At 48.9% G+C, this 519-nt stretch carries 1 pseudogene; it reads left to right on the top strand.

From position 1 onward, the window contains the following. Positions 1-519: pseudogene (locus tag ACFP3U_RS37080) on the top strand (IS110-like element IS4321 family transposase); the annotation flags it as partial.

Raw genomic sequence — 519 nt, 5'->3', positions numbered from 1 at the left:
CATCGTGTCCGTGAATCCCTGGTTCAGGATAAGGTGAAAACAACTAATCAGATGCATGCTTTTCTGCTGGAATTTGGTATCAGCGTTCCGCGAGGTGCTGCCGTTATTAGTCGACTGAGTACCCTTCTTGAGGACAGTAGTTTGCCTCTTTATCTCAGCCAGTTACTGCTGAAATTACAACAGCATTATCACTATCTTGTTGAGCAGATTAAAGATCTGGAATCTCAGTTGAAACGAAAGTTGGACGAAGATGAGGTTGGACAGCGCTTGCTGAGTATTCCCTGCGTTGGAACGCTGACTGCCAGTACTATTTCAACTGAGATTGGCGACGGGAAGCAGTACGCCAGCAGCCGTGACTTTGCGGGGGCAACAGGGCTGGTACCCCGACAGTACAGCACGGGAGGTCGGACGACATTGTTAGGGATTAGCAAGCGGGGCAACAAAAAGATCCGAACTTTGTTGGTTCAGTGTGCCAGGGTATTCATACAAAAACTGGAACACCAGTCTGGCAAGTTGGCC

It is taken from the genome of Kitasatospora misakiensis, from assembly GCF_042656005.1.
GTDB classification, from domain to species: Bacteria; Actinomycetota; Actinomycetes; order Streptomycetales; family Streptomycetaceae; genus Kitasatospora; species Kitasatospora misakiensis.
This window is presented reverse-complemented; position numbering and strand designations above follow the sequence as displayed.